At 37.2% G+C, this 21,162-nt stretch carries 18 protein-coding genes; 14 read left to right on the forward strand and 4 right to left on the reverse strand.

What is annotated here, in order from left to right:
- Positions 1–53 precede the first annotated feature (53 nt).
- Positions 54–1,673, reverse strand: coding sequence for an MFS transporter (locus BQ6100_RS03415; protein WP_075980378.1), 1,620 nt, complete (start codon positions 1,671–1,673; stop codon positions 54–56).
- 462 nt (positions 1,674–2,135) lie between these two features.
- Here BQ6100_RS03415 and BQ6100_RS03420 point away from each other — a divergent pair, with 462 nt between their 5' ends.
- Together BQ6100_RS03420 and arcD are read left to right on the forward strand one after the other, a co-directional pair.
- Entirely contained in the window at positions 2,136–2,903 is a 768-nt protein-coding gene (locus BQ6100_RS03420; protein ID WP_075980379.1) for a dimethylarginine dimethylaminohydrolase family protein, read from the forward strand.
- An 87-nt stretch (positions 2,904–2,990) separates the two neighbouring features.
- The gene (arcD, locus tag BQ6100_RS03425) at positions 2,991–4,421 is read left to right on the forward strand and encodes an arginine-ornithine antiporter (RefSeq protein WP_075980380.1); all 1,431 of its coding nucleotides are present in this window, start codon (positions 2,991–2,993) and stop codon (positions 4,419–4,421) included.
- A 67-nt stretch (positions 4,422–4,488) separates the two neighbouring features.
- On the opposite strand, the gene BQ6100_RS03430 is transcribed toward arcD, so the two are convergent.
- On the reverse strand, positions 4,489–4,677 hold the full coding sequence (locus BQ6100_RS03430; protein ID WP_075980381.1) for a hypothetical protein: 189 nt from the start codon (positions 4,675–4,677) through the stop codon (positions 4,489–4,491).
- A gap of 136 nt (positions 4,678–4,813) precedes the next feature.
- On the reverse strand, positions 4,814–5,713 hold the full coding sequence (locus BQ6100_RS03435; protein ID WP_075980382.1) for a Gfo/Idh/MocA family protein: 900 nt from the start codon (positions 5,711–5,713) through the stop codon (positions 4,814–4,816).
- 481 nt (positions 5,714–6,194) lie between these two features.
- On the opposite strand from BQ6100_RS03435, the gene BQ6100_RS03440 reads away from it, so the two are divergent.
- The gene (locus tag BQ6100_RS03440) at positions 6,195–6,884 is read left to right on the forward strand and encodes a YjjG family noncanonical pyrimidine nucleotidase (protein ID WP_075980383.1); all 690 of its coding nucleotides are present in this window, start codon (positions 6,195–6,197) and stop codon (positions 6,882–6,884) included.
- A gap of 92 nt (positions 6,885–6,976) precedes the next feature.
- Here the strand turns inward: BQ6100_RS03440 and BQ6100_RS03445 are convergent, their stop codons facing one another.
- A complete protein-coding gene (locus tag BQ6100_RS03445; RefSeq protein WP_075980384.1) occupies positions 6,977–7,801 on the reverse strand; it encodes an aldo/keto reductase in 825 nt (274 codons plus the stop codon).
- A 423-nt stretch (positions 7,802–8,224) separates the two neighbouring features.
- Here BQ6100_RS03445 and BQ6100_RS03450 point away from each other — a divergent pair, with 423 nt between their 5' ends.
- From BQ6100_RS03450 to BQ6100_RS03500, 11 genes are all read left to right on the forward strand, one after another.
- Positions 8,225–8,932: an N-acetylmannosamine-6-phosphate 2-epimerase gene (locus BQ6100_RS03450; RefSeq protein ID WP_218921353.1), complete on the forward strand. Its 708-nt coding sequence runs from the start codon at positions 8,225–8,227 to the stop codon at positions 8,930–8,932.
- Positions 8,933–8,951: 19 nt separating this feature from the next.
- Positions 8,952–9,938, forward strand: coding sequence for an ROK family protein (locus BQ6100_RS03455; RefSeq protein WP_075980385.1), 987 nt, complete (start codon positions 8,952–8,954; stop codon positions 9,936–9,938).
- Positions 9,926–10,987 (forward strand): Gfo/Idh/MocA family protein, encoded by a 1,062-nt coding sequence (locus BQ6100_RS03460; protein ID WP_075980386.1) that lies wholly within the window; start codon positions 9,926–9,928, stop codon positions 10,985–10,987. Before BQ6100_RS03455 ends, BQ6100_RS03460 begins: the two co-directional genes overlap by 13 nt.
- 40 nt (positions 10,988–11,027) lie before the next feature.
- Complete coding sequence (locus BQ6100_RS03465; RefSeq protein WP_075980387.1) at positions 11,028–11,888, forward strand: MurR/RpiR family transcriptional regulator; 861 nt, start codon at positions 11,028–11,030, stop codon at positions 11,886–11,888.
- Between the two features lie 24 nt (positions 11,889–11,912).
- Positions 11,913–13,706: a sensor histidine kinase gene (locus BQ6100_RS03470; RefSeq protein ID WP_075980388.1), complete on the forward strand. Its 1,794-nt coding sequence runs from the start codon at positions 11,913–11,915 to the stop codon at positions 13,704–13,706.
- A 4-nt stretch (positions 13,707–13,710) separates the two neighbouring features.
- Positions 13,711–14,448, forward strand: coding sequence for a response regulator transcription factor (locus BQ6100_RS03475; RefSeq protein ID WP_075980389.1), 738 nt, complete (start codon positions 13,711–13,713; stop codon positions 14,446–14,448).
- A gap of 145 nt (positions 14,449–14,593) precedes the next feature.
- Complete coding sequence (locus tag BQ6100_RS03480) at positions 14,594–17,044, forward strand: DUF4855 domain-containing protein (protein ID WP_075980390.1); 2,451 nt, start codon at positions 14,594–14,596, stop codon at positions 17,042–17,044.
- Positions 17,045–17,254: 210 nt separating this feature from the next.
- Positions 17,255–18,064 (forward strand): MBL fold metallo-hydrolase, encoded by an 810-nt coding sequence (locus BQ6100_RS03485; protein ID WP_075980391.1) that lies wholly within the window; start codon positions 17,255–17,257, stop codon positions 18,062–18,064.
- 12 nt (positions 18,065–18,076) lie between these two features.
- Positions 18,077–19,135: a Gfo/Idh/MocA family protein gene (locus BQ6100_RS03490; RefSeq protein ID WP_075980392.1), complete on the forward strand. Its 1,059-nt coding sequence runs from the start codon at positions 18,077–18,079 to the stop codon at positions 19,133–19,135.
- A gap of 118 nt (positions 19,136–19,253) precedes the next feature.
- Positions 19,254–20,210, forward strand: coding sequence for an ABC transporter permease (locus BQ6100_RS03495; protein WP_075980393.1), 957 nt, complete (start codon positions 19,254–19,256; stop codon positions 20,208–20,210).
- A 17-nt stretch (positions 20,211–20,227) separates the two neighbouring features.
- Positions 20,228–21,136, forward strand: a complete 909-nt coding sequence (locus BQ6100_RS03500) for a carbohydrate ABC transporter permease (RefSeq protein WP_075980394.1) — start codon at positions 20,228–20,230, stop codon at positions 21,134–21,136.
- Positions 21,137–21,162: the final 26 nt, after the last annotated feature.

Genomic DNA, 21,162 nt, shown 5'->3' on the forward strand with positions numbered 1-21,162 from the left:
AAGGCACCATGTCCCGATTATTTTTGAGACCAATTATGCTGGTCCCCACGCTTCTATTTAGCGAAATTTTTACGTAGCGGGGATAAAACGAATGCTAACAAAACAATAGCAAGACCTATAATAGCTGCGGTCCAGTAAAGACCATCAAAGCCGTTTTGTGCCGCAATATGAGTTAATTGATTCACGCTGTCATAAATCACATCTTTTAATCCAGGGTCTTGAATGGAACCAACTATTTTATTGATTTGTGATTCGCTCATTTTACTCGCACCAGCCATTTGTTGCCCGATTCTTCCAAGCTCTTGCATTGCTTCCGTGGACAAATCTGCTTTTTCAATATTTTTTTGCAAAATGTCTTGGAAGTCATTGGCGAATAAAGAATCCATATTGTTATACGCACGTGCGAGGAATCCCGCATAAATGGTCGGTGCAATCGTCATCCCTATTTGACGGGCTAAAGAAAGGGAAGCGACTGCAGAACCTTTATCACTAGTTAGGCCTTCCGTTGATAAAATGTTCAACGGCGCGCCTAAGATGATTCCAATCCCAACACCAGCAATGGAACTCGCAACGATAAATTCCATTTTGCCATCTAGCCATAATGGGAATAACATGAATCCAATTGCACCAATAACCCCTGAAAGAACAACGGCAAAAATCGGACCTTTTCTATCAACAAAGGCACCGCCAAGTCCTGCCCCAATACCAGCAGTTAAAGCAAGTGGGGTCATCCAGTAACCTGAATTTTCAGCTGTAATACCAAGTACTTGTTCTGTGAAGCTTGGTATATAAATCATTGAAGCAAGTAGTCCACCTGATAAAGCACCGATTAATAGGACCATCAAGTAACGAGGCTGTTTAAGCAATTTCACTGATAAAATAGGGTCACCGTTCGGATTTCTTTCTAGTTTGCCTTCATGGGTAAGTAATCCAGCAAATAAAATGATTCCTGCTATCATGAAGCCCCATACATTTGGTTGTTGCAGGCTTTTTAAAATGTCTACGTCAATATTGGTTAAACCGTACATAATCGCTAGAATGGAAAATGATAAAATGATGGTTCCAACTAAATCTAGACGACCTGGTTTCGGATCTTTGGAGTTTTCTAATTTTATGAATCCAAAGATGACCAAGGCGATGGCAATTGGTACATTGATTAAAAAAAGCACATGCCAACTCCCTGTAAGATCAAGTATGAAACTACCGATATTTGGTCCAAGGACGGCGGCAACCCCGTTCATACCACCAAGTAAACCTAAGTATTTCCCTTGTTTCGATGGTTCAACCACTGTTAACACATGTGAACTGCCGATAATGAAAATACCACCACCACCTAACGATTGGATGAAACGAGAGATAATGTAGAAGGCAAAGTTAGGGCTGAGTGCAACGAGGAATGAACCGATACCAAATAAAGCAATTTCAACGATAAATAGTTTTTTCCTTCCATAGCGGTCAGATAATTTTCCGACAATGGGCAAGCTGATTGCTAAACCGAGTGTGTAAATTGTAATTCCCCATGCTCCCCAGTTAGCGTCTACATCAAATGAACGATTGATAGTCGATAGGGCTGCACTAATAATACCGTTATCCAGCTGTGCCATAAAAATGCCAATGGCAAATAACGTAATTGCCCAAGTGTGTTGTGAGGGTTTCGCTTGTTGAACTTCCATTAATTAGCCTCCAATAACAGTAATTTGTAAGTGAACTTAACAGATTCCTATTTTTAATATTGTTTTTAATCCAAATATCAAAATACGGTCTGATATTATTATTCAAATAGTAAAGGGGAACTTTACATGTATGTTGGTTTAATTATATATACTAGTAAGTATAATTTCAAAAGTAAATTTGATTGTAATATTTTTTTGTTGGAGAATGCGGATTTGGGTCCGTATTCTGTAAGGAAAAGACACTTGTAAAGCTGAAAGTGATTATGTAATTGGGCAATCATGTGTAATAGAAATAAACATAGGAAAATATTTAAATCCTCAATAGATTTCTCACTCCTCCATGTCCAGCCAAAAGTGTTAATTATTCACAATTATTCCACAATTAAAAAATATTATAGTAGTATAATAGCCTTGTAGCAAATAGAAAAATGCTAATAAAAAAATAGGAAGAAGGAATAATTCATGTTTACTAATGTGATTGTCAGAGTACCTTCGAAGTCAGTTGTGGATGGAATCAGCAGTGCGGATTTAGGAAAACCTAATTATAATCTGGCTCTAAAACAGCATGAAGACTATGTAAGCGCTCTTACGAAAGCCGGCGTAAATGTTACCGTATTGGAACCAAATGATGATTTTCCTGATTCATGTTTTGTAGAAGATGTGGCATTATGTACGAAAAAATGTGCGATTATTACACGTCCTGGTGCAGAGACGAGAAGAGGAGAGGCTTTACTGCAAGATATGCAGGATGCATTAAAGAAATTCTATGATCATATTGAGTACATAAAAGAACCCGGAACCATCGAGGCTGGAGATATTATGATGGTTGGAGACCATTTCTATATTGGAGAATCTGCACGTACGAATCGAAATGGTGCGGAGCAAATGATTAGTATTCTCGAAAAGTATGGATTTACCGGTTCCATTGTTCCTTTAAAAGAAGTTTTACACTTAAAAACAGGATTAGCTTATCTAGAAAATAATAACCTGCTAGTGGCTGGCGAGTTTAACACCTCCCCTGAGTTTGAAAAATTCAACAAGATTGAAATTTCTCCTGATGAGGCATATGGGGCCAATTGCATTTGGGTAAACGATTATGTACTAGTACCGGAAGGTTATCCAAATGCCCAAAAGGCTATTGAAGATTTAGGCTATAAGGTATTGGTAGTAGACACATCTGAATTTAGAAAAATTGATGGTGGATTAAGCTGTTTATCTCTAAGATTTTAATAGTTTTCTCACCCATTGAGAAGAGCATGGGACTTTCTTTCTCATGCTCTTTTATTCTTTAGCCTTTAATTATTTGGAGGGATTCAAATGCCTGAAGAGAAGAAATTGAATCTTGTTGCTTTAACTGCTTTAGTTATTAGTTCTATGATTGGTGCTGGTATTTTCAACCTCATTTCGGATATGGCTTCTTTTGCCTCTCCTGGTTCCATTGTCATCGGATGGATTGTCACAGGGTTAGGAATGGGTTCACTAGCATTCTCTTTTAAAAACTTAAGTGAAAAAAGGCCAGATTTAGATGCCGGTATTTATAGCTATGCAAAGGCTGGATTTGGAGACTATATGGGCTTCAACTCTGCTTGGGGTTATTGGGTTTCTGCTTTTTTAGGCAACGTTGCCTTTGGAACATTAACCTTTAGTGCATTAGGTTACTTTTTTGACCTGTTTGGCAATGGGCAAAACCTATATTCTGTCATAGGTGCATCCATAGTTTTATGGACAATTCATTATGTGACAGTGCGAGGTGCCCATAGTGCCTCCTTAGTTAACTTTATTGTAACGGTTGCAAAAATAACACCAATTATTCTTTTTATCATATGTGTTATTTTTGTATTTAAATTTGATATTTTTTCATTGAATTATTGGGGAACTAAGTCTGGTGGATTTGAACTTCAATCTGTAGTGGATCAGGTTAAAAATACGATGCTCACAACGGTATGGGTATTTATTGGTGTAGAAGGTGCAATCATCTATTCTGCTAGGGCAAAGAGGGCCAAGGATGTCGGGAGGGCTACCTTGCTCGCATTTTTATCCGTGCTTTTCATTTATGCATTAGTTACTATTCTATCATTTGGTGTTATGACACAAGAGGAACTTACTAATTTATCCAAACCATCAATGGCCTATGTTTTGGAAAGTATCATTGGAAGACCAGGTGCGATTATTATAAATCTCGGTGTTATGGTTTCGATTGTTGGATGCTGGCTTGCGACAACCATGTATGCTGGTGAAGTACCATATCAGGCATCAAAGACGAAAAACTTTCCTAAATTCTTTTCAAAGGAAAATGAAAAAGGAGCCCCAACAACCGCTTTACTTGTTACAAATCTACTGGTTCAGCTGTTTTTATTTTCATTATTAATTAATGAAAGTGCTTATAATTTCATGTATTCTCTTTCATCTTCTGCTATTTTATTACCATATTCATTAATTGCCTTTTATCAGGTTAAGCTTTCCTGGTCCGAAAAAGCAGGGACAAAGGGTCGCTTGAAAAATATAATTTTGGGACTTATCTCAAGTATTTTCATGATTTGGGTCGTATATTCTTCTGGCATGGCCTATATCCTGCTTACCATGCTTTTATTTGCTGGTGGGGTCTTCGTTTATATTTGGGTTCAGAGGGAAAACAAGAGGAAACTATTTACAAGGGGCGAATGGATTGCTGCTGCCATTATTCTGGTATTGTTCCTAGTATGTATCTATCAAATTACCACTGGGGTCATTGATTTCAGAACTATCTAGTAGTGAAGGAGTACGATGGGACAGGCTGTGCGGTCTTTTTAGGGCACATCACCTGTCCCTTTTACAATTATAACCAGCTTTCTGGGGTTAAAAATACTTGAATGACGAGCGCGAAAAATACAATCGTTAAAATAAAAACTAATTTGTATATTCCCTTTTTGGACAATTTACCATACTCTGTATATTCTTTTCTTGTAATGATTAATGCTACAAATAATCCTGTGATCGCTATCGCTAAACTAAAATATCCTGCCAATTGGTTCATCCCCCTGATCGATTTAGTAAGAAATATGTAATCCTATTTATAACAAATATTATAATAGTACTAATCTTAAAAAAGAATGGACGACAAGTGAACGTTTTTGGAGGATATTGATGCCGGGCACCTTGTGCTAGCCTATATATTCCACAATTTTTTCGCATATTTCATGGGTGGCTAGTGAATCATCAATGGATGGATCGGGAGTTTGATTATTTTTGATACAATCAATAAAGTGATTAATGATTTGATAGAAGCCGCGCTTATATAAGGTAGGCTCCCAGTCACCAAATTTAATGGTATTTGTGTCTTTGTTATGATAGTGAGTTGTTTCAACCAAACTATCGACAACATATTTATGATGGCCAGTCGAATATTCAATCATTTCCTCCGTTACGCCGCCATTTCGATTCATTATTCCGATGGCAATACATCCTTCTCCGATTAGTTGAATCACTAACTGGTTGAGGATATTGCCTTCTTTTAAATATTCCACTTTTACATCCTTTACGTTGGTATCCATCAAAAACCTTAATGTATCAACTACATGTATGAAATCCTCAACAACAAATCTCCTAGTATAATCAGGAAATGCAAATCGATTTTTTTGCATAATAATTAGGTTTGCCTTTCCTTGCTCCTTGAGTTCCTTAACCCGCGGTATAAATCTTCTATTAAAGCCAACCATTGCAATCTTATTGCTCTCTTTAGCAAGATTGACAATTTTTTCGGTTTCTTGAAAGCTCATAGAGATTGGTTTGTCAATGTATGTATGAATCCCGCTTTTAATCAGTTTTTCTGCAATTTCATAATGTGCATCCGTGGCGGTGCTTACAAATGCTGCATCTATTCCTTTAGATATCAATTCGTCTACTGTCTGTGCTTTTTCAGGTATTCGATATTTTTTTGATATTCGGTTCAGAGTATCCGCGTTTCTTGTACAAAGGATAAGCTCGATTCCTTCCTTTTCTGAGAGTACGGGTAGATAAGCCTTTTTAGCAATATCGCCTAAACCAATGAGTCCAATCCTCAATTCAATCACCCCGATCGTTTTGTAATTCGATTATATTATTGGATGGATATATTATCAATGTGAGTAGTGAAGTAGGACGAGCCGACTGGGAAGACTTTGGACAATATCTCTGTACAGGTTCAATAATTCCATTGATTCTCCTTTATTTTTTAATCGATTATATAGGGAAGATTGGAGATGTCGAAGAGTCTGAGGAAAGTTCTTTATCTTTATGGCTGTGTTAAAGCTCATTGTTGATATTAAGACATGTTGATTGGAGTGGAAGGCGCGAAGACTCCTGCGGGAAAACGGGGCAGGGGAGACCCCACAGGAGCGTTAGCTAGAGGTAAGCTCCCCGTCACGCCCGCGAACCGCTCGCGCCTGGAACGGAAATCAACATTCAAGTTTAACAAAGCCATCTTTATAAAAGGACTTTTTAATAACATAATGGATTCTTTGCTGATAAAATGAGTAGGTAATAGAATAAATGGGAGAGATCTTTTTGAAAAAATACCAAACATTATTTTTTGACGTCGATGATACATTATTAGATTTTGGGGCTGCGGAGGATTTAGCATTAAGTAAGCTTTTCGAAGAAAATAGCATTCCTTTTACTCCTGATATAAAAGCAAAATACAAAAGGATAAATCTAGGACTTTGGAAGTCATTTGAAGAGGGTAGAATTTCTCGTGATGAGGTCGTGAATAGCCGTTTTTCATTACTAATGAAGGAGTATGGGTTTGAAATTGATGGCTTGTCATTGGAAAGAAACTATCGCAGCTACTTAGAGGAGGGGAAACAACTCGTTGAGGGTGCTTTTGAATTAGTATCGCATCTCAATAAACATTTTGATTTGTATATTGTAACAAATGGTGTTTCTCAAACTCAGGATAAACGGTTACGAGCTTCTGGATTACATCCAATCTTTAAGGATATTTTCGTATCAGAGGATGCAGGGTATCAAAAACCGATGAAGGAATTTTTCGATTACGTGTTTGCAAGAATCCCTAATTTTTCTTCGGAGCATGGGATGATCATTGGTGACTCATTAAATGCGGATATTAAAGGTGGGAATTTAGCTGGATTGGATACATGTTGGTTTAATCCTGAGATGAAGCAGAATGATCTCGGAATAAAGCCTACCTATCAGATTAAAAAACTGGAAGAGCTATATGGGATTTTAAACGTATAATGGAGTGAAGCTAACAACCTATTTTGTTTTGAGGTTGTTAGCTTCTTTTTGTGGACAAGAAATCTGAATTCGTGTCCTGTTATTTGATAAGCTTAACGAGCATTCATATCATTTGGATGTGGACCTTTACGTCTATCTAGATTAAGTTGGTTAATCTCTCCCATTTCATCCGCTGTTAAATCAAAATCAAATACTTGAAAGTTTTCTTCAATTCTTGAAGGGGTTACTGATTTTGGAATAACAATTGTGTTATTTTGTAAGTGCCAGCGTAAAACAACCTGAGCTGTAGTTTTACCATGAGAAGCGGCAATCTTTTTAATAACCTCGTCTTTCAAGACCTCTCCGCCTTGTTCCAAGGGGCTCCATGCTTCAACAAAGATATCATGTTTAGCACAAAACTCTTTTAATTCATTTTGAGCAAGATGTGGATGACACTCAATTTGATTGACTACAGGCTTTACTTCACATTCCTTTAAGATGCGTTCTAAATGCTCAATTTCAAAGTTGCATACGCCAATTGCCTTTACCCTTCCATCACGATATAGCTTTTCTAACGCTTTGTATGTATCTACATATTCATCAAATTGAGGAGTTGGCCAGTGAATTAAATATAAGTCAACATAATCTAGACCTAATCTTTCTAAGCTTTCTTCATAAGCACGAATCGTGTTATCAAATCCTTGATCACTATTCCAAACCTTTGTGGTAATAAATAGCTCTTCACGTGGGATTCCAGATTCCTTAATTGCCTTCCCAACACCTTTTTCATTTTGATAAATCATGGCTGTATCAATTGATCTGTAGCCAACCTCTAATGCCTTTGCTACTGCTGGAGTAGCTTTCTCATCTTCTACCTGCCAGACACCAAATCCTAGCTGAGGCATTTTTAACCCATTGTTTAATGTAACAAAATTCATTAGGCATTCTCCTTTAATGTTTTTTCCATTGGACTAATTTCTAGTAGGTGACTTACAAACATTTATTTTGCTCCTAGCTAAGCCATGTATACACCATTTCTTAATTAAAAATACTAATATGGCTGCATGTATAAGGAACAAACAAATCACCCGTATAAATAATTTTATAAAAAAATAATAAAAAATGGAAATGAGAAACACTTTGTTGATATAGTTTTTTTTCAATCTAGGTCACTTTATGAGAATGCAATCTATCGAACATTAATTTTCTACTCTCTTTAGGAGGAATGTTCGTTAAGGAAAGGATTTAAAAGGATTTAGAAAAAATATTCCACCATATATAAAATTTTAGGAGGATTTTTTTATTTAATGGTGAATATATTTATCTTGTGATTTGAAATTTCTAGAAGAGGTGTGCTGAAGATGAATCAGATTCTAAATAGTATTAGAGGTCAGCTTATTGTCTCATGTCAGGCTTTAGAAAACGAGCCCCTCCATGGTGCTGATATTATGGCAAAAATGGCTATGGCAGCAGAAATGGGAGGAGCATGTGGCATCAGAGCAAACGGAGTAGAGGATATTAAGGCTATCAAAGCAATAACCAAACTACCAATCATCGGAATAATTAAAAGAGAATATCCAAATAGTGAAATATACATTACCCCTACCAATAAGGAAGTGGATGAGATTTGTACTCAAAACGTTGAGATCATTGCAGTGGATCTTACAAATAGAGTGAGACCAGATGGGAAATCAAATGAGGATTTCATTAGAAACATAAGGTTAAAATATCCGGAAGTTCTCATTATGGCTGATATATCCACCTACGAAGAGGGGATGGAAGCTTCAAGGTTAGGAGTGGACATGATTTCAACCACTCTGTCAGGTTATACGACTTATAGTAATCAACTCCCTCATCCAGACTATGAACTTATTGAAAGACTTGTAAATGCTACATCCATACCCATCATTGCAGAGGGGAAAGTGAATAACCCAGAAGAGGCAGTTAAATGCTTGGAAATCGGAGCATGGTCAGTGGTTGTAGGATCTGCTATTACAAGACCTCAATTGATTACAAAATCATTTTCAGAACGCATTAAATTATATGCTGGGATAGATATAACAGAATGAAGAAGGTGGGGGTGGGAGCATGACATACAGTATTGGAGTAGATATAGGGGGTACAAAGATTGCAGCTGGAATTGTCAGTCGAAAGGGGGAAATCATTGAGAAAAAGATCATTTCTACTCCTCAAGGTGGTAAGAATGAGGTCATTTCAGCTGTACTTTATTTGATTAAGACTTTATTAGACTATGGAAAAAATAATCATTTAGTAGAAATTAGCGGTATTGGAATAGGAACTGCTGGGCAAATCGATTTTGATAGGGGTTTAGTTCTTTCTGGAACGACAAACATTGCAGATTGGAATCATGTTCCACTAAGAAGGCTAATAGAGGATTATTTCCATTATCCTGTATGGGTAGATAATGATGTCAATGTGGTTCTTCTTGCAGAAAATCAGCTTGGTTGTGCGATTGGTGTTAATGACGTTATTTGTTTGGCTCTTGGAACTGGTGTTGGAGGAAGCGTCATCTCTGGGGGCAATATGATACGTGGAAGGATGGGTGCAGCTGCGGAATTGGGCCATATTACCATTGATATGAACGGACCTCAGTGCAATTGCGGATTTAATGGTTGTCTGGAAACGTATGCTTCTGGAACAGGAATTGCGAGAATGATGAAGGAAAAGCTTGTTGAGGAATCGGTAAATGATCCAATTGATATAGAAAAGGTTACGAGCCATGATGTGTTTAAGCAATACAAGGGTGGGGACCCAAAGGCAAAAGAAGTTGTAAATACTATGATAAGGGCATTAACCTATGGAATCGTCAATTGTATACATACCTTCAACCCTTCATTAGTGATCCTTGGCGGTGGAGTTATGCAAGAGGGAGGCTGGATATTACAGGCTGTCCAAGACAAAATATCAACCATTGGTCTTCGATCGATGATTGATCCAGTCAAAATCAGACGAGCTAGTCTCGGTGGGGATGCTGGCTTAATCGGTGCTGCCTACCAATCGTTTGTTTACAAAAATAATCAGAGCAAAGGGGAGGAGATTGAATGGAAAAATTAAAAGTGGGAGTAATAGGAGCAGGTTCTATTTCAACCTTACATCTAAATTCATATAAAAATAATTCAAGGGTAGTTCTTACAGCTATTTGTGATTTAAATGAAGAGAGAGCGAGAGAAAAGGCAGAAAGTTATAATATTCCAAATGTGTATACCAACTATAAGGATTTGTTGGAGGATTCCGATGTAGATGCAATTAGTATTTGTACTTGGAATAATTCCCATGCAGAAATAGCCATTGCTGCTCTTGATGCAGGGAAGAATGTTCTGGTAGAAAAACCTTTATGTAAAACGGTGGAGGAAGCAATGCAGGTTCAACGTGCAGTCAACCGAAACAATAAGGTACTTCAGGTCGGTTTTGTAAGAAGATATGCAGAAAATACTAGAACGCTCCAAAAATTTATTTCATCCGGAGAATTAGGGGAGATATATTATGCAAAAGCCTCCTGCTTAAGAAGGCTGGGAAATCCTGGCGGGTGGTTTGCTGATATCGAGCGTTCGGGCGGTGGTCCACTAATCGATTTAGGAGTCCATATTATTGATTTATGCTGGTATCTGATGGGGAAACCAAAGGTTAAATCGATAAGCGGGAATACCTATAATAAATTAGGCAATCGTGCCAATGTTCAAAATCTATCCTTTTATCAAGCAGCAGATTATGATGCTTCGAAGAATTCCGTTGAAGATATGGCGAATGCTCTTATCCGCTTTGAAAATGGCGCGTCCCTATATGTGGATGTAAGTTTTACACTACATGCTAAGGAAAGTGAAAGAATTTCTGCCAAATTATATGGTGAAAAAGGTGGAGCAGAAATTGAACCAGAATTATTTATTGTATCAGAAAAACATGATACGATTTTAAATATTACACCACAAGTAGATAACCTTTCCTTTGATTTTGTGAAAGGCTTTCAAAATGAGATTGATTATTTTGTAGGATGTTGTTTGGATGAAAAGAAAATTTTAAGTCCGGTAGAAGATGGCGTTGAAATGATGAAAATTCTATGCGGAATCTATGAATCAGCTGAAAATGGGAAGGAAATCTACTTTTAATAAATAAGGTAAGCAACTGAAATTTTAGGGGGATACAGTAATGAATCAAACGGATCAGCACATTAATACATTAGTTATGTTAAAAAGCATTTATCCCTCCTTATCAAAAACGGAACAAAAAGTGGCAGATTATGTTTTGGAAAATCCCGAAGAAACGATTTATTCTTCGGTAACTCTGCTTGCAGAAAAATCACAGGTTGGAGAAACGAGTGTTATACGATTCTGCAGAAAGCTAGGCTTTAAAGGGTTCCAAGATTTTAAATTGGCTATAGCACAGGACTTAGTCAATCCATCAGAACAGGTTCATGGGCAAATAAATGATAATGATTCTGCAGAAACCATTTGCCAGAAAATTACGTCCCATAATATAGCAGCTCTTAATAATACAATGAGCCTTCTTTCTCAACAAGAGCTAGAGAAGGCTGTAGAGGTTTTTTCGAAAGCGAATCGAATTCTATTTTTCGGTATTGGTTCTTCTGGAATAACAGCAAATGACGCGAAATATCGCTTTATGAGACTTGGCTTCCATGCTGATTTTGCAACAGATTCTCACCTGATTGCTATGTATGCCTCCCTAGTTAAAAAGGGGGATGTTGTGGTAGGCATTTCTTCATCAGGAAGTACAAAGGATTTGATTGAAGGAATCAAGCTATCAAAGGAAAATGGTGCGCACATTATTGTCCTAACTAATCATGCAAAATCTCCGATAACCAACTATGCGGATACATTGCTTTTAGCTGCATCGAAGGAGACCCCATTCCACGGAGGGGCTTTTGCTTCAAAAATAGCACAAATTCATGTTTTAGATTTGCTTTCTACTCTAATTGCAATGAATCAAAAGGAACAATCAGCCACTGCAATTGAGAAGACAGCTAAATCAGTTGTTGATAAACTCTATTAATGCTAAAGGAAGGGCGAGGTTTTTATGAAAAAAGAACGTATTTTGAAAATAAAACTTCGTCCATTTAGCGTTAAAGCTAAGCTCATCGCTTATACGATGCTTATTCTATTACCCGTAATTATTTTTTGCCTAATTTATCAGCATGAGGCAGAAAGAATATTAAAAGAAAAGGCGGGCAAACAAATTGTTGAAACAGTTGGTCTTTCTACTCTGTGGCTTGATGAAGTAATCAGTGGGGCAGTACGTATTTCGGCTGCAGCAGGCTCTGATCGCTTGATTAATCAGTATATATTAAATCAGCAAGGAAACCTGCCAGAATATGAAGATATCATTTATACTCGCGAGGCCTCCGAGAGATTAATGGAAATCCTAAATACCGAAACAAGGGTATCCTCCATTTGGATTTACCTTCCGGATCAAGGAAAAGTCCTTTCTACTGAATACGGATATTACGAGGTACCAAATAAACAAGCGCTCCAGTGGATGAATGAAAATGCATTGAAAGGAAAGATGCAAGGATGGATTTATCCAAAGAAGAGCACACTTCAGGCAAAAAATTTCATCGATTTAACAGGTTTTCAAGGTTCCCCTACTAATGTCACCTTTGTACGTATCTTCCCCGGTGTTGGAACTGAAGAGTCCCCAGTCATCATAGGAACAACCTATCATAAATTCATTGTGGAAGCTTTATTAAAGGAGGTTTCCAATAAAACAAAGTCATCTGTTTTTTTATATGATCAATCCAATGAGCTAGTCAATCACATTGGAGAGTATGATGACCCTATTTTAACAAAGCTTGAATCAAAGAATGGATCTTATACAGTCCATAATAGAGATTTAATTACCTTTTCAACATCAGAATTGACAGGCTGGAAAATTGTTGCAAGCGCTCCTTTAAAAAACTATATGGGCGGACTAGCCTTACTTAATACTCTCATTTATTCCTTTATAGCGGTTGTAATGATATTTTCTATCTATAGTGCGATTGCCCTTACGAATGGATTCCACCGTCCACTTACTCAGCTATTGCAAGGTTTTAAAAGAATTGAAGAGGGCGATTTATCTGCGAGGGTACAATATAATCGAAAGGATGAATTTGAAGTCGTTGCAGATGGCTTTAACCAAATGGCAGCTACTCAAGAACATCTAATAAAAACGGTCTATGAGGAACAAATAGCGAAACAGGAAGCAGAATTGAACTACTTAACCTCTCAGATTAACCCTCATTTCCTCTACAATACATTAGGTGCACTCTACTCCATGGCAAAAAGAGTTGAACCTAACTTAGCGAAAGCAATAATCTCAATGTCTCGTTTTTTTCGATACAGTCTGACAGATGGACAGGATGAAATTACGGTTGATGAAGCGGTAAAAAACATCACATATTATATTGATTTACTTAATATTAGAAACCCGGATAAGTATACATTAGATGTATTTATAGAATCTGAAGCAGCTACAAGTATAATACCAAAACTAATCCTACAGCCTATTGTTGAAAATGCCGTAAAGCATGGAATTGAAAAAACGAGCAGAAAAGGTGTCATTACCATAACTGTAACCCTTTTATCAAAGGATCTACTAATCTCGATAACTGATAATGGAATAGGAATGTCGGAGAGTGAGTTAAACAGAATAAAGGAAAGGCTGAAAGGCAAATCAGAAAGAAATCAAAAATATATAAGTGATGGATCGAATTATGCTTTAGTAAATATATATAAAAGGTTACAGCTAAAGTATGGAGACGATTTTCAATTTACTATTGCCAGTATAGAAGATATTGGAACCACGGTTACATATAGGATAAAAGGAGGTTGATGGAATGAAAATACTAATCGCTGATGATGAACAATATATACGATCCTCATTAACAGAAGATATAGATTGGAGTTCATATGGCTTCCAAATTATCGGGGTGGCTTCAACAGGAAGGGAAGCCTTCGAGATGATCCAACAAAGAAAGCCAGATATCTTATTAAGTGATATCCTCATGCCAGATTTAACAGGGATTGAGTTGTTAAAGGAATTAAGAAATGATGGTTACCAAATCCCTGTTGTCTTTTTATCAGGGTGGAGTAATTTTGAATATGCTAGAGAAGCGTTAAAATTTGGAGCAACCAATTATTTGCTGAAGCCGTGTCCTGATGAGGAAATTATTGAGGCTTTGCTAGAAATAAAGCAACAAAAACAAAATCAAGAAAGTAATTTATTTGAGGATAAGGTCGAAATCCATTCGAATAAACATGCCATCAAATTAGCATGTGAGTATATTCATGAAGATTTAGGAAATGGCAGTACATTGACGCTGATTGCAGAAAAAATAAACATGAATCCATCTGCATTCAGTAGGCTTTTTCATCAGGAGATGGGTTGCTCCTTTAAAAGGTATGTGACAACCGCAAGGATTAACAGAGCAAAAAGATTGCTCCTAGAAAGCAATATGAAGATACAGGATTTAGCCGAACATCTTGGTTATGTAAGCACAAGCCATTTCGTACAAGTATTTAGCAAGTATACAGGCCTAACACCCGGGAAGTTCAGGGAGAGTAATATTAGCTGATACGATTTGCAAAAAACTAGATATAAATATCAAACAAGCGATATTCGCTTGAAAAAGTCCCCTAAGTATAATGGAGAGTGAAAGGGTTTTCAGACTAAGAGGAGAGAAAACTCCTTTCAAACAAAATTCTATTAGGGGGAAATTAATGAAAAATTATAAGGCTAACAAACTCTTAAGGACAGGTTTAATCTCTGTTTTAAGCTTAGGAATTCTATCTTCTAACGTAAATGCATATACACTAAAAAAACCTACAGAAGAAACCCTCAGTAATATTGCTTTACATAAACCCTACCAGGTTTTTCAGGAAATGTATGATAAACAGCTCATGAGCTATGAGACCAGAACAGATGGTGATAACGGAAACCAATATGAATTAACCGATGGCAAAATAGCAGAGTCAAAGGTGGACGGCAATTATTTTTTAAATCCGAACTGGGTAGGGTATTCACGTCAAGTGGCTCGATCTATTGTCATTGACCTTGAAGAATCCAAGTTTATTCGCAGTATCACTAGTGGTTTTCTTCAAGAGAGGGCAGCAGCCGTAGATATGCCAAGGTATGTAAATTACTATCTATCTGATAATGGTGAGGATTGGTATATAGCGGATCAGTTTCAACCTCAAAATTCAAAAACGCATGAAGCAATTAGGGAAGAAGTAATCTCTGATTCTATAAATGTTAGTGCAAGATATGTAAAGATTGAATTTGAGGTTGGAATGTTCTCATTCTTGGATGAAATTACAATCAATGGAAGAGACGTAGATGCAAAGGACAAAAAGGTTAAAACACTCAAGAAAGTAAAGCCAAAAAAGGACGCCCCTTTACCCGATAAAAAGGATACAAATGGTGTAAAGGATATGTATTTGGCATTTTTATATCCTGACCATACAGGAAATGGCCCATTAGGAACATGGAGGAAGGAAGACTTTAAACATGTCGTCTCTCACGTTGATGAAAGCGGGAATCAAACAGATTGGTTGTTTGATACAGTATTATTTCAAAATGGAGGAGATCCTTTTAAGGACTATAAGGACAAAGCCCTTTGGAGCCAATCTATTAATAAATTATTTACTCAAGATGTTAATTTAGATGCACTGGATCAATCAACGGGAGAAACAAAAGTCGAGTTGAATGACAAAAAGCATAAAACAAAAGTGGTTGTTGCCATTCCTTATCCTTCGTTGCAGTCCACAGATTGGGGAACAATTGATGGGAAAAAATTGAACTTTAGCATTAATCAGCCTGGTGGAGAGGAAGCCTCTTTTGCTGACAGAAAGGCTGCGGTTCAATGGTATATTGACGAGGTAGAAAAGCAATTTAAAGAAAAAGACTATAAAAATATTGAATTAGCCGGATTCTATTGGATTCATGAAGAGATAGGTTTTGGGACGATTTACGAGGAAGCATTATTAAAGCATACCTCAAAAATCATACATGATAAGGATTACCGATTTTTCTGGATCCCATTTTTCCAAGCAAATGGCTCTACTATTTGGAAGGAGCTCGGATTTGATGCGGTAATGATGCAGCCAAACTATTATTTCCAATCTTATTTTGGACCTAATGTAGACAAAGGCGGAGAAGTAGACCTAAGTCGGTTAAACTCAACTATCCAAACAGCCAAACGATTTGGGATGGGTGTTGAGGTAGAAGGTGACTACCATATGCTTTGGGATGGTTGGGGAACGGATTATGACGGTCAGCTCTATCATAGTGATTATGCCATGAGGAAATATTATGCTTACTTAAACGAGATTCATAGAGCTAAGCTCGATGAAACCATTGTAGGTTATTATCTCGGAGCACGTACAGTGATAAAGCAAATTGTGGATGATCCGGTCGTTCGTAAAACTTATGATCAAACCTACCGTTTTATTAAAGATATCTATGATATGCAAGAGCTATCCAACGAAAGCTACCCACCACCTTCAGGAGATACTTGGAGTAACCCAACACTCCTGGAAGCAAAGGAGGGAGATGTTTACACAACATCAAAAGCTCTAGCTAAGGATCAGTGGTTTAAGTTCCCAATAAAGGCAGGGGAAGATTGGATGGTAACCTTAACCCCTTTAGAAGGATCCTCTTTTGGGATGGAATCAAGATTATGGGCTGTGTCTCAAACTCCACACAGTGGATTTTCATATGGGAAGGAATCTGAGGTTCAATCATTAATCGTGAGTAATCCTATATCTGAGGACAATTATGGAATGATTAGGGTATTAGCGAAAAATGGAGTTTCTGGCAAGTATAAAATATCACTTTCTAAGCCTATTGAGGATGGAAAGACGATGAAAAATAGTATTGAGCTTGACAATGGAGGATCCCTAACAGGAGTGGCCTCCCAAGAAAACCAAGAGATTTGGTACAGGGTATCAGGAAAGAAAGAGTATCATCTAGTTTTAAATCCAGATACCACGGAGGATGCAGATATCGAATTATACTATGATATGAATAGCGGCGTTCCTCAAGCTGCTTCAAGAAAATCAGGAAAAGAGCCAGAACTGATAAATTATGTAAATCCTTATGCACCAAGTTTTGTATATTATATAAAGGTTAAAGCTAAAACACCTGGCACCTTTACGATTACAAATCAATAAAGTTATTAAAATACCAGCTTAAGGATTAGTGAGCTGGTATTTTTTTCTGTCCAACAAACCTGCAAAAAATTAGATATAAAAGTCAACTACCCGATATATATTCCCCTTTTTTCAAATAGTAAACTGAAATGGGATATTCCAAAAATAAGAAATTAGGTATTAATGTTGATTCATAATTAAACCGATTTTTTTATATAGGGAGGTACAGTTATGGAAATTCGATTGCTTGGAACATCAGCTGCAGAAGGATTCCCAGGCTTATTTTGTAGGTGCGAGCATTGTGAAAAGGCAAGGGCTCTTGGAGGGAAAAATATTCGAACGAGAACATCTGCGATAATTGATGATACCTTAAAAATAGATTTTCCTCCTGATACTAATCTCCATGTTTTAAGGGATGGAATAGACATGTCGAAAATGACAGACCTGCTCATTACTCATACCCATACCGATCATCTCTATGCAGAGGATATCAGCATGAGGCTTCCTATTTATGCAAAGGGGAATGACCATCCTCTACATATATATGGGCATGATTTACCTTTATATAAATGCAGAACACGAATTGAACGCATAGAACAGGGGTTCACCTTCAACCGAATTTTACCCTATAAAGAATATCAAGTAGGGGAGTTCCAAGTAACTGGCTTGTTGGCAGATCATGATAAAAATGAGACCTGCTTCATTTACATGATTGAAAAGAATGGAAAAAGGATATTGTACGGTCATGATACGGGTTGGTTTCCAGAGGAAACATGGGAGTGGCTAAAGGGGAGACAAATAGATGTGGCTATTTTGGATTGTACGAATGGACTCTTTCCTGTTAGAAATAACCATCTTAACATAGAAGCCGTAATTGAAATGCAATCTATTTTTAAATCTGAGGAAATATTAAATGACCATGGAAAAGTAATCGTTACCCACTTTTCTCACAATATTGGGCTCCTTCACGAGGATTTAGAAACCATTTTTCAACCGCATGATATTGAAGTAGCCTATGACGGAATGAGGATTACAATCTAGGAGGCATAATAAATGAAAAAAGTAAAGATTGGGGTTATTGGAGCTGGATCCATTGCGCAAATGGGGCATCTACCGTTTTATCAGAACCATCCAGGTGTTGAACTAGAGGCATTGGTCGATGTGAATGAGGAGAGGGCAAAAAATATTGCATCTCAATACGGGATAAAGAAAACCTTTAGTAACGCCGAGGAGATGTTTGAACAAATTTCACTAGACGCTGTAAGTATCTGTACTACAAATAACACTCATGTTCCTTTGGCAAAGCTCTCCTTACAAAACGGATCCCATGTATTGGTAGAGAAGCCTCTGTCTTTAACATATGAAGAGGCATTAGAAGTAGAGGAAATAGCGAATCAACAAGGGAAAATTTGTATGATAGGAATGACCCATAGATTTCGTAATGATACAAAGGCAATGAAGGCATTTATCGATGCCGGAAACCTTGGGGATATTTACTTTACTAGAGCAAGAATTTTGCAGAGAAGAAATACTCCAGCTGGCTGGTTTACCAATAAGACTTTATCTGGTGGTGGGCCTTTAATGGATATCGGGGTTCATGTATTAGATTTAGCTTGGTGGCTTACCGGGAAGGAAGAAGTCGCTTCTGTTTCAGGACATTTAGTTCAAGGAATCGGCCCCTACGAAACGATTATGCAGAACAGATGGGAATCGGCAGAATCAATGAGTAATGGAAATCACCCTTTTGATGTCGAGGATTTTGCTTCTGCGTTTATAAGGTTTGAAAATGGTATGGTTTTACACTTAGAGGTCAGCTGGGCAATGAACGGTCCGAGTGATGACAGTATTAAGATTGATATTTTTGGTACTAAGGGGGGCATGTCACTTAGTCCACTTTGTTATTACTCAGAGGAAAATCATATCTTATCTGATTCAAAATTAAATGTTACGGCAAATAATCCATTTGAAGATGAAATACATCACTTTGTGGACGCTGTTATTCATGATCAGAAGCCACTCGTTGAGACGAGTGACGGGGTTTACATCATGAAGCTATTAAATTTAATCGCAGACTCTTCACATCTAAAAAGGGAGCTTAAATTAACGAAGTAAAAGTAGCAAAAAAATAGATACAAATGCTAAATACTCGCTATATATGAATTTTTACAATAATTGTACGATTAATATGAAAGCGTTATCTAAAAGTACTATCCCTTACAGAGGTGAAGCGATGAACATAGAAACATCAAAGGAAACAATTATTGCTCAAAAATCAATACCAAAATATAAGAGAAAATTTAAAAGGATCTGGAAATACCGCTGGCAGCTAGCTATGATACTACCAGGCTTTCTATTAGTCTTTTTGTTTAACTATATGCCAATGGTAGGGATTCAAGTTGCCTTTAAAGACTACAATATCTTTGAAGGAATTTGGACTAGCGCTTGGGTTGGTTTTGAAAATTTCTACTTTTTGACGGATGCAGAGTTCTGGGATGTATTTTCTAATACGATTTGGCTGACAGTCATCAAATTTGTCTTTGGTTTCCCTGCACCTATTATTCTTGCATTGTTATTAAATGAGGTTCGCAATGAAACGTTTAAAAAATGGGTACAGACTCTCACATATATGCCCCACTTTGTTTCTTGGATTGTCGTAGCCTATGTGATAGAGGCCTTACTTTCAGAATCATCGGGACTGATCAATGAATTATTAGTATATCTAGGAATGGATAGAATCTATTTCATGGGTTCCGAAGAATGGTTTCGTCCGATTATTGTCATCTCCTCCATATGGAAAGAGGTTGGCTTCAGCGCCATTATTTACTTGGCTGCTATTGCGGGGCTAAACCCACAGCTTTATGAGGCGGCAATAGTTGATGGAGCAAATAAGTGGAAGCAAACCCTCCATGTTACAATCCCTGGGATTATGCCTACAATATGCATCATGCTTATTTTAACCATTCCCAATTTGATGAATGCAGGATTTGATCAAATATACCCTCTTCAAAATCCTATCAACTTACCAGTTTCTGAGGTTATAGATACCTATGTAGTTAAGACCGGACTTAATCAAGGGTACTATGGTCCAGCCACAGCAATAGGCCTTATGACGTCTATAGTTCAATTAATGCTTGTTGTTGGAGCTAATCAACTATCCAAAAAATATGGAAATACTAGATTATTTTAAGAAAGTAGGGATCAAACATGAAATTGTCTAAAGGGGAAAAAACATTTGGCGTATTTAACACAATCCTACTTTCTTTACTGGCATTATCCACTTTATACCCATTCATTTATATGGCAGCTTTGGCATTGAATGAAGGGCTTGATTCAGTGAAGGGCGGAATTTACTTATGGCCTAGAGAATTTACTTGGATTAATATTCAAACTGTGGTAACGAATCCGCTCGTTCAGGATGCATTTCTTATTACTTTAGCTCGAACCATTATGGGCACACTTGGGACTGTTTTTATAACGGGAATTTGTGCATACGCACTATCTTTTAGAACTTTACCATTCCGTAAGTCATTGATGGTATATTTTCTAATTCCGATGCTTTTTAGTGGGGGATTAATCCCATATTATATTCAGCTCAGGGAATTAGGCCTTATTGATAGTTTTTGGGTTTATATTATTCCAGGATTATTGAATATATGGAACTTAATCGTCATGAGATCATTTTTTGAAAATATTCCAGAATCCTTAATTGAGGCAGCTGAAATTGACGGAGCGAATCCATTAACAATCTTTTGGAAAATCGTTATACCAATGTCGATGCCGATGCTTGCAGCAATTTCCCTATTTACAGCTGTGGCTCATTGGAATAGCTGGTTTGATGGGGCGTACTACGTCAATGAAATGAATCTTAAACCAATGCAGACTTATCTGCAAAATATTTTGATGAATGCAGATGCAGCACAAAACTTAAGACAAGGCAGCGCAACTGCTTCAGCAAGCTCTAATGCTGCCGTTGCAGCAGCAAGTAGAACGATTACGCCAATGGCATTAAAAATGGCGGTCGTTATTCTTGGTACCTTGCCAATTTTGATTATTTACCCACTACTTCAGCGATTTTTTGTTAAAGGGGTTATGGTAGGTGGAGTTAAGGAATAACGCACTTGGTATTATTCAAGCCAAAA

Origin of the sequence: Bacillus massilinigeriensis (assembly GCF_900117315.1) — a bacterium.
Lineage (GTDB): Bacteria > Bacillota > Bacilli > Bacillales > Cytobacillaceae > Bacillus_BE > Bacillus_BE massilionigeriensis.